This is a genomic window from Neobacillus sp., from assembly GCF_031988165.1.
GTDB classification, from domain to species: Bacteria; Bacillota; Bacilli; order Bacillales; family Cytobacillaceae; genus Neobacillus; species Neobacillus rhizosphaerae.
In genome coordinates, this window is record NZ_DALZYO010000038.1 from 45532 (window position 1) to 54333 (window position 8802).

Here is an 8802-nt window from a genome sequence, read left to right on the forward strand (position 1 = left end):
GTATAAATTATAGCATTTTGCAATATCAATATAGTGTTAATGAAAGAAACTATTTGTGACGATTCTATGAATTTTTTTTAGAAACACCCATTGCTAAGGCCCTCAACTGCTTTACCTCATGTGGAGTCAGTTCCCTCGCCTCTCCTGCCTTTAACCCGTTCAAGGTCAAGAATCCATATCGCTCACGCTTTAATTTCATTACGTCATGACCAATTGCTTCAAACATCCTTCTAACCTGACGATTCCTTCCTTCATGAATACTAATCTCAACTATAGCTGTTTGTTTTTTCTTATCTCCTGAGAGCATTTTCACTTTGGCTGGTGCTGTTTTCCCGTCCTCCAGCCGAATTCCTTTTTGTAATTTTCTTAGGTTCTCCGGGAGCGGGATGCCCTTTGTTTTTGCAACATACACTTTTTCAATTTCATTACTTGGGTGCATAAGCAAATTGGCAAATTCCCCGTCATTCGTTAACAGCAATAATCCTGATGTATCATAATCTAAGCGGCCAACTGGGAAAATTCTTTCTTTAAAGTTAGAAAAGAAATCAGTAACGACTTTCCTGCCCTTCTCATCGCTTACACTTGAAATGACTCCTCTTGGTTTATATAAAAGAAAATAGACAGGCTCTTCTTTCTCAATTTGGATTCCATTTACTTCAATTTTATCGGAAGAAGTAACTTTCAAACCCAGCTCAGTAACAACCTTTCCATTAACCTTTACTCTGCCTTCTTTTATAAGTTCCTCAGATTTTCTTCTGGAAGCAATCCCAGCTCTAGCAATAACTTTTTGCAATCTTTCCATTTATTTCACCTCTAAATTTTTCCGAATATGAAAGTTTGGCCCATTTTTACGCTTTTTCACTCTGTTTTGTAAATAGGAATATTTCCCATTTACATATAAAGCCTTTTCACCTTACTATTCTAATGAATTATGACACAATTTCTCCACTTTTCAAAGTAACGGGCTTTAATAATGAAGAAAAAAAGTAAGTTCCCAATATGAGAACTTACTTTTTCTCTCTTTTTCTTAATTTCAGCTTATTTTGTTCCAAATACCAAGGCAACCACAGCAATTGCCGCAACAATTCCTACTACGTCTGCAAGAAGACCAACTTTAAGAGCGTCCCCCATTTTTTTAATTCCAACTGCACCAAAATATACGGTTAATACATAAAAGGTCGTGTCCGTGCTCCCTTGTAAAACTGATGCAAGCCGGCCAATAAAAGAATCCGGACCATAGGTAGCAATTAAATCACTGGTCATGCCAAGAGCAGCTGTTCCCGAAATGGGCCTGATGATTAGCAATGGAACAATTTCCGCTGGTACTCCCATCGCTTTCGTAAGCGGCCTAATCCAATTCATTAATGCGTCCAGTGCACCAGATGCACGAAATATAGAGATGGCGACCAGCATCCCGACAAGAAATGGAATGATGGATACCGCTATTTTTATACCTTCTTTTCCACCTTCAACAAAGCTTTCATAAGTTGGTACTTGTTTAATGGTACCATATAATAGAATAAACCCTATTAATAAAGGGATAAAAGTCAACGAAATTAGCGAAATTAGTTCCATATATTTTCACCCTTTACGGCTTCTGCGATAATAAAAGTAGCGGTCTATCAAGATTGCCCCTATTGCCGAAAGTATGGTGGCAATAATGGTTGGAACAACAATTTCAGTGGGAGAAGTGGATTTATAGTTCATTCGAATGGCAATAACGGTTGTCGGAATAATTGTAATACTTGCTGTATTTATAGCTAAAAAGGTAACCATTGACCTGCTTGCAGCATTCTTCCCCCCATTTAATTTCTTAAGTTCCTCCATTGCTTTAATTCCGAGAGGAGTTGCTGCATTCCCCAACCCAAACATATTAGAAATCATATTTGATAAGATATACCCCATCGCAGGGTGGTTTGTGGGGACTTCGGGAAAGATAATTTTTACTACTGGTCGAAATAGTTTAGAAAGACGTTCAAGGAGTCCTGACTCCTCTGCAATTCGCATCATGCCTAGCCAGAAAACAAGAACACTAATTAAACCGATACAAAGAGTTACCGCTTCTTTTGCACCATCAAATATTGCCTTATTTACTTCCTCCATAGTTCCATTAATCAGTGCAAAAACAATGCCTATGATCGTCATAAATACCCATATATAATTAACCATTGGCGTTCACACCGATGACTGAAAGGAAAATTTCCATAATAAAATGGAACAGCCCTTTCTTCTTTTCAGGAACGTTTCCATAGTAAATCGGGATTTCCTGTACAACTCTCCCATCCAAATAAACAGCTGCCTTCCCAACAACTTTTTCCGTTTTCTTAGTAGAACCCCAGTTTTTCTCCGGCTTATTTAACTTAAATTTCACTGAAAATAAGTCCGCTTCAGCGCTTGTTGCAGGATAGACAATTGACTTTTTTACGTACAAATGATTTTTATAATATTTGTTTTTCACTAAATCAATTTTACCCTTCGACAACACTTCAATCATGTCGAACCCTTTAAAGCCATTTTCATACATAGAAATATGATCATTCCAATCATCTGGTCCATTCAAGGTTACAGCAATCAGGCTCATATCTCCTTTTGTTGCGGTAGTGACAAGCGTTCTTTTCGCTCTTTTTGTAAACCCTGTCTTTCCTCCTGTGCAATATTTGTATTTTGAAAGCAGGCGGTTTTTATTTTTCCACTCACGGTCCCAATTTTCTGTTGGATTCGGAGCATGATATACCTTGGTACTAGAGATTTTTTGGAATGTCTTATTTTTCATAGCGTAGCGCATTAGAATGGCCATATCATATGCTGTTGAGTAATGATCTTCATGATCATCTAGTCCATGCGGATTAGCAAAATGGGTATTATACATCCCTATTTCCTTTGCTTTTTGATTCATTAAATAGGCAAATCCATCGACACTTCCACCAATATATTCGGCAATGGCTACAGCGGCATCATTTCCAGATCTTAGCATCAATCCATAAACCAGATCGTTCAGTTGGATTTTTTCTCCAGGTTTTAAATAAACGGATGACCCTTCAGCACGAGTCGCCTTTTCACTTACCTTTACCATTTGATTCATTTTCCCCGAATCAATCGCGAGAATCGCTGTCATAATTTTTGTTATGCTCGCAATCCTCCTTTTTGTGTAGGCATCTTTCTCAAAAAGGACCCGACCAGATTTCTGCTCGATAAGTACGGCACCAGCTGCACTTACTCCAAGGGAAGCATCCACCTTTTGAGGAATGTTTGCAATGAATAGTGAGACCATGAGGAAAAAAATTACTAACTTCGAAATCATTCTCATCAGATTTACCTCGTCCCCTTCTTATAAAATCAGAATTTATATCATTAGACTTTGAGAATTGTCTAGCTCCAGCTCCGCTAAACGGGCGCTTACGCTTTTCTTACAATCTACTTGTCTAGTCTTGTACAATTCAATTTTATGCAGGACAAGGTTTGATATGACTACTTCCTTGAGAAAAACGAAAGCACCCGACAACTGTCGACTGCTTAAATGAGAACTCTTCATTTTTAAAATGCAGGCCATTTAATATCTGCTGCTTTTTCAAACCTCATTTCGACATCATGCCAATTAACGATATTCCACCATTTGTCCACGTATTCAGCCCTGTTGTTTTTATATTGCAGATAATAGGCATGCTCCCAAACATCAAGGACAAGAAGCGGAATCGTATCCCACTGGGTAAGTAACATATGCCGTTCCGATTGTAATACTTCTAGATGCCTTGCCCTAGGTGACCAAACTAACAAGGCCCAGCCGACACCTTCAACCTGTTTTGCCGCTTCTGAAAATTGTTTTTTAAAAGCGTTAAGACTCCCAAAGTATTGATCTATTTCTTCTTTTAACGGTCCATGGGGATTTCCACCGCCATTTGCGCTCATATTTTTCCAAAAAATTGTATGAAGGTAATGACCCGACCCATGAAAGGCAAGCTCTCTCGACCAATGTTTAATTAATGAAAATTCATTGGTCTCCCTTGCTATTTTTAGCTTAAGTTCTGCTTTATTTAACCCATCAACATAGGCACGATGGTGCTTATCGTGATGCAGATGCATTATTTCTTCAGAAATATAGGGCTCTAAGGCATTATAGGGATAAGGAAGATCTGGTAGAGTATGGCCACCCGGTGGAATTCGCTTTTCGACTATCCAGATATTTCCTGTTGCTTTTTCTTGTTTTCTTTTAAAGTAATCTTCCATTTGTTCATGGATATGCTCTGCTTTTGTTTGAAGAGATAGTAGCTCCTCATTTGATAACTCACGGTTTGTGCTTTCAATCAATTCTGTAAAATCTTCAAGCTTTCCCCATAGTTCTGAGTCTTGACCAACCTTTTCAGAGTTTAGGAACTGTTTCATTTGCTCATTCCATTCAAATAGTTCAATGACATATCGACTAAACCGATCCATCTTATCCCCCTCATTCCATAGCCCTATTATCGTTGGAAAACAATAATTCTACCTAAATGGTATGAAAGGTATAATTGATTAAGAACGGATTAGAAAAAGTAAAAAGGCTGCCCCGTCAAAAAGGCAACCTTCCATGTAGATTTATTTGGATTGAATCATTTTTGTTCTGTAATCCGTTTCGTAATACTCAAGTTCTTCTCTAATTCGCTGGAATTCTCCTTCAAGACTAATAAGCAGTTGCTCGATGCTATCCGGGACATTACGATAAAACTTAATGGAATTCCTCCCTGTATAGGCGGATCGACTATCTTCGTACCAGGCATCATTCTTTGGCGCAAAAAATTCTTCTATACATTGATGGTAAATTTTATAAAGAATTTTTTCCGCTGCCGCTTTTTGAAAAGGTTCACTTTGAAAAATGACCGAACAGGCATCCAAGCCTTCCTCGCTATACACGATAAGTTTACGTAAATTTGAAAAAATTAATTTTGTATAGGACCGTTCCTCTTCATTTTCTTTATGCAATTGCGTGATGGTTGTTTCATTTAAGAAATCCTCTAAAGTTGAAATGGTCTTACTTAGGAACCCTTTTACATCGTTTAGTTGTGAATTTACTAACGTATTCCCCATAGTTACCCCCTTAGATTTTCTCCAATTTCCCTTTATTGAGGTTGCATGATGAACTCAAGTGGAGACCTGAGCTCATAGCTGCTTTTTTGATTCAAAGCTTGAAATATTTCTGGCAGTTTATTAAAATTTATATCTTGAAAATTTGCAGCAAATTCATGTTTAGAATTGATATATAGGCGCTTCCGCCCACGCAAGCCTGGATTTTTCAATAGACACACAAGTGCCACGATATCCTTGAACTTGACCTCTTTTCCTTCTTGAACAATGATCGGGTCTTGTTGGTATGGAGTAAATTCCTGGATGATTTCATCAAAATAGCGAACATAAAGAACGTGAAGTGTTCTTTCCTGCCCATCTTCGCTGAAAGTAACTTCACTCCTATTAAAAAAATCCTCCGAAGTATTTGATTTTTCTTTTTCTAATTCAAACCCTCTACATTCTTTTATTAGCACCTTCATCCCGCTCCTTATCGAATTGCTCAGCTCATTCTCTTTATGATCTGATTAACTGAAAACGTATTTTTATTTTATCATAAATACCCCTAATAAATGGGGAATTATGAGTTAATCGTTTCCTGGAATTTCTCAAAAAATAAATCTGCTTCCTCTTGAATAAATTCATCCGCTACTTTTTCAGGAAGTTGTGGTAGTTCTTCCAAGCTTTTTAAACCAAAATAATCGAGAAACTCTTTCGTCGTCCCATATAAATAAGCTCTTCCTGTTCCTTCTGCACGACCAACCTCTTTTATTAACACTTTTGCACTCAGTGTATGTAGCGGTCTTTCCGTTTTTACTCCACGGATTTCTTCAATCTCCGCCCGTGTTATCGGTTGTTTATAGGCAATGATAGCCAACGTTTCTAGTGCAGCCTGAGATAAAGTCGTTGTATGTGGAGAGTCCACCAGCTTCTTTAAGTAAGCGGCATTTTCCTTCTTCGTTGCCAATTGATAGGTTCCTGCAAGCTGAACAATCATGATTCCTCTATTGTTTTGCTCATATTCTTGTTTTACATCCTCAATGATTTCACTTGCCTTCAGTTCATCCACCTCTAAGACTTCTACCAATTGCTTTAGCGAAAGCCCTTCATCACCTGCTGCAAATAATAGACTTTCGAGTATGCTGTTCCAATTAATTATATCCAACCACATCTGCTCCTTCCTTTAGAGCTTCAACAAAGATATCTCCAAAGTTTTCTTGCTGCTCTACGTCAATTTCTTTTCTTTTTATAAGCTCCAAAATAGCTAAAAAGGTAACGACGATATGTTCCTTCCCAGGATACGGAAATAAATCATTAAAATTTTTCCGCCCTTTAAGCTGTTTTAATTCATCCATTATTTCAGTCATTCTTTTTTCAATCGATATTTCCTGACGGGCAATTTTTGTAGCCATTGGCCGCTGGAGTTTCTTTCTGCGTAATAATTTCTGAAAAGCAGCTAACATGTCATAAAGAGAAACATTTAACTCTGCTTGTTGAGGCTGGGATTCTTTCGCAAAATCTGAAAGATCGCTCGGCGGTTTTGTATACATTAAGCCGCGTTCTTCTTCCATTGACTTTAAATCATGGGCAGCTTCCTTGTACTTTCGATATTCAATCAAACGTTCAACCAGTTCATCTCTTGGGTCTTCCTCGAAGGGCATTTCATGGTCTTCATCATCGAAAAACTCTTCATGCTTCGGCAAAAGCATTTTACTCTTAATGACGAGTAAGGTAGCAGCCATAACCAAAAACTCGCTCGCCACATCTAATTTAAGCTCACTCATTGTTTTAATATAAATTAAGTATTGTTCCGTAATTTGGGCAACTGGAATATCATATATATCAATTTCAAGTCGATTTATTAAATGGAGCAGCAAATCTAATGGCCCTTCAAACGCATCTATTTTCACCTGATATGGCATTAATCTCACCAAAATTCTTAAAAAATAATATTCATTTAGTTATTACAATGACTATTACTAGTATAGTGGATTCAATTGGGTTATCCAATAGAAAATTCAACCGTGTAGGGTTTTATTATGAAAACATGATGTTTGCCCATAACAATGGACAAATATCCTACATAAGATGACATGGAAAAGAACAATATCTTTTAGGAGGTTTTATATATGGATGGCGGTTTTGGAGGCGGCTTTGCATTAATCGTTGTACTATTTATTTTGTTAATAATCGTTGGTGCTTCTTGGATCTATTAATATAAAAAAGGAAGTACCTGCTTGAAACCTTGTTCCTTTTTGGATCGGACAAATTGATTAGAACAAGCGAAGGCCCGTCAATCCTGACGGGTTTTTTTTACAGGATTCCTTTTACCAAAGAACCTATTCGAGTATGATAAACTAAGTATTAATCATTAGTTGAGGGGGGATTATTTGTATCCGAAAGAATATATCCAATTTTTAACCCATTTTCATGGTGACAGAGATTATTTTGAGTGCCATGAAGTACTTGAAGAATATTGGAAAAAGACAGATTCCGGGAACAAGGATTCCATCTGGGTCGGTCTTATTTTATTAGCAGTTTCTTCTTATCATCACCGGAGAAGCAATTTTATAGGTGCGAAAAAAACGTTAGAAAAATCGTTAAAGATTTTTGAAACACAAGTAGATGAGTTAACAATTCTTGGCTTAGATAAAATTCTCCTCTCCGAGTCACTAAAAAAGCGTTTATCATTCATTGAAACAGAAGTAGTATATGAAAGCTTTGATTTACCTATCTGTGACACTGTCTTATTAGAATTGTGTAAAAAATCTTGTATAAGTGAAGGATTTACATGGGGTCAAAAAAGTGATATCACTAATAATAACCTAGTTCATCGTCATAAATTTCGGGACAGAACAGACGTTATTCAGGAAAGATATCAGTCTTTAATGATGCGAAAAGGCAGCGAATAATGATATTCGCTGCCACTCGCTAAAATCTAACATAATTCACATTTTTCAATAAAAGCTGCTGTATTTTCATTTGAGATAATATCTTTATCTGTATACATTTCTTTTAGTGCTTTAACCATTCTTTTTCCAATCCCTTGAAAACGATGGGAAGGATTGACTGAAATATGCTGAATTTCTAGAGCATTTTTATCCTCATGGTACAGGACCCCAAGGAGTCCAATAATATCTTCTTCTTTCCACAGAAAAAGCTGCCAATCCTCTTCTGTCTCATATTCTTTCATGGTTTGCTGAAGCTTCTTTAAATCCTTTTCATTCGGCATAAAAGACAATAAACCCATGGCAATTTTTTCGAATGTTTTCTTATAACGAATTAACATTTAGATCCCTCATTATATTAAATAAACCAATGAACACTCTGGTTTAGTAATAGTATATTTTTTTCAAATAAATCATTAATAAACCTTATTCATTATATGTAGGTGAATTTATAATGTTTCACTAACAACAATCATACATAACTATTGGGCAATCATCAATTACAATTATTGCTATCGGGTAGGCGCAATAAAGATCCAGTAAATAATTCCCCAAATAATGGAAAGGCCAATAAGAATACCAAATAAAACCCAGTTGTTTCTTTTCATTAAAAACGATCCTCCAAAAAGAGTTCTTTCTTATCCAATAGGAAAGTATATCTTGCCTATCAGGCAAAAGTGCTCTAAGGAATGCTTCGTGAACATAAGCTTGGCAGTCGAAAAGCTGACTTTTCGACGCCCCCCCTCATGAACCGCCCTTAGGGACCCGCCAGTCGGTGAGTTTTCTTTATCCTCCATTCTACACCAAAAAACAAAAA

The 8802-nt window shown here is 36.9% G+C and carries 12 protein-coding genes; 2 read left to right on the forward strand and 10 right to left on the reverse strand.

Features of this window, described 5'->3' with window-relative positions:
• Positions 1-64: 64 nt before the first annotated feature.
• From rluB to RTR43_RS20160, 9 genes are all read right to left on the reverse strand, one after another.
• A complete protein-coding gene (gene rluB, locus RTR43_RS20120; RefSeq protein ID WP_312474421.1) occupies positions 65-802 on the reverse strand; it encodes a 23S rRNA pseudouridine(2605) synthase RluB in 738 nt (245 codons plus the stop codon).
• Positions 803-1038: 236 nt separating this feature from the next.
• A complete protein-coding gene (locus RTR43_RS20125; protein WP_312474423.1) occupies positions 1039-1575 on the reverse strand; it encodes a spore maturation protein in 537 nt (178 codons plus the stop codon).
• Positions 1576-1581: 6 nt separating this feature from the next.
• A complete protein-coding gene (locus tag RTR43_RS20130) occupies positions 1582-2169 on the reverse strand; it encodes a nucleoside recognition domain-containing protein (RefSeq protein ID WP_248735972.1) in 588 nt (195 codons plus the stop codon).
• On the reverse strand, positions 2162-3307 hold the full coding sequence (locus RTR43_RS20135; protein ID WP_312474426.1) for a D-alanyl-D-alanine carboxypeptidase family protein: 1146 nt from the start codon (positions 3305-3307) through the stop codon (positions 2162-2164). The genes RTR43_RS20130 and RTR43_RS20135 overlap by 8 nt, the downstream gene beginning before the upstream one ends.
• A gap of 227 nt (positions 3308-3534) precedes the next feature.
• On the reverse strand, positions 3535-4431 hold the full coding sequence (locus tag RTR43_RS20140) for a superoxide dismutase (protein ID WP_312474429.1): 897 nt from the start codon (positions 4429-4431) through the stop codon (positions 3535-3537).
• A gap of 141 nt (positions 4432-4572) precedes the next feature.
• Complete coding sequence (locus tag RTR43_RS20145) at positions 4573-5061, reverse strand: YpuI family protein (RefSeq protein ID WP_312474433.1); 489 nt, start codon at positions 5059-5061, stop codon at positions 4573-4575.
• 32 nt (positions 5062-5093) lie between these two features.
• A complete protein-coding gene (locus RTR43_RS20150) occupies positions 5094-5519 on the reverse strand; it encodes a hypothetical protein (protein WP_312474435.1) in 426 nt (141 codons plus the stop codon).
• 98 nt (positions 5520-5617) lie between these two features.
• A complete protein-coding gene (gene scpB, locus RTR43_RS20155; protein WP_312474438.1) occupies positions 5618-6202 on the reverse strand; it encodes an SMC-Scp complex subunit ScpB in 585 nt (194 codons plus the stop codon).
• The gene (locus tag RTR43_RS20160) at positions 6189-6959 is read right to left on the reverse strand and encodes a segregation/condensation protein A (RefSeq protein WP_312474440.1); all 771 of its coding nucleotides are present in this window, start codon (positions 6957-6959) and stop codon (positions 6189-6191) included. The genes scpB and RTR43_RS20160 overlap by 14 nt, the downstream gene beginning before the upstream one ends.
• Before the next feature lie 207 nt (positions 6960-7166).
• Here RTR43_RS20160 and RTR43_RS20165 point away from each other — a divergent pair, with 207 nt between their 5' ends.
• Entirely contained in the window at positions 7167-7253 is an 87-nt protein-coding gene (locus tag RTR43_RS20165) for a YjcZ family sporulation protein (protein ID WP_248736060.1), read from the forward strand.
• A gap of 174 nt (positions 7254-7427) precedes the next feature.
• Positions 7428-7949 (forward strand): DUF309 domain-containing protein, encoded by a 522-nt coding sequence (locus RTR43_RS20170; RefSeq protein WP_312474442.1) that lies wholly within the window; start codon positions 7428-7430, stop codon positions 7947-7949.
• Between the two features lie 26 nt (positions 7950-7975).
• Here the strand turns inward: RTR43_RS20170 and RTR43_RS20175 are convergent, their stop codons facing one another.
• On the reverse strand, positions 7976-8326 hold the full coding sequence (locus RTR43_RS20175; protein ID WP_248735964.1) for a GNAT family N-acetyltransferase: 351 nt from the start codon (positions 8324-8326) through the stop codon (positions 7976-7978).
• Positions 8327-8802 lie beyond the last annotated feature (476 nt).

Excerpts from the sequence above, each read along its gene's own strand:
- rluB (WP_312474421.1), bottom strand. The coding sequence starts at position 802 with ATGGAAAGATTGCAAAAAGTTATTGCTAGAGCTGGGATTGCTTCCAGA.
- RTR43_RS20125 (WP_312474423.1), bottom strand. The coding sequence starts at position 1,575 with ATGGAACTAATTTCGCTAATTTCGTTGACTTTTATCCCTTTATTAATA.
- RTR43_RS20130 (WP_248735972.1), bottom strand. The coding sequence starts at position 2,169 with ATGGTTAATTATATATGGGTATTTATGACGATCATAGGCATTGTTTTT.
- RTR43_RS20135 (WP_312474426.1), bottom strand. The coding sequence starts at position 3,307 with ATGAGAATGATTTCGAAGTTAGTAATTTTTTTCCTCATGGTCTCACTA.
- RTR43_RS20140 (WP_312474429.1), bottom strand. The coding sequence starts at position 4,431 with ATGGATCGGTTTAGTCGATATGTCATTGAACTATTTGAATGGAATGAG.
- RTR43_RS20145 (WP_312474433.1), bottom strand. The coding sequence starts at position 5,061 with ATGGGGAATACGTTAGTAAATTCACAACTAAACGATGTAAAAGGGTTC.
- RTR43_RS20150 (WP_312474435.1), bottom strand. The coding sequence starts at position 5,519 with ATGAAGGTGCTAATAAAAGAATGTAGAGGGTTTGAATTAGAAAAAGAA.
- RTR43_RS20160 (WP_312474440.1), bottom strand. The coding sequence starts at position 6,959 with ATGCCATATCAGGTGAAAATAGATGCGTTTGAAGGGCCATTAGATTTG.
- RTR43_RS20165 (WP_248736060.1), top strand. The coding sequence starts at position 7,167 with ATGGATGGCGGTTTTGGAGGCGGCTTTGCATTAATCGTTGTACTATTT.
- RTR43_RS20175 (WP_248735964.1), bottom strand. The coding sequence starts at position 8,326 with ATGTTAATTCGTTATAAGAAAACATTCGAAAAAATTGCCATGGGTTTA.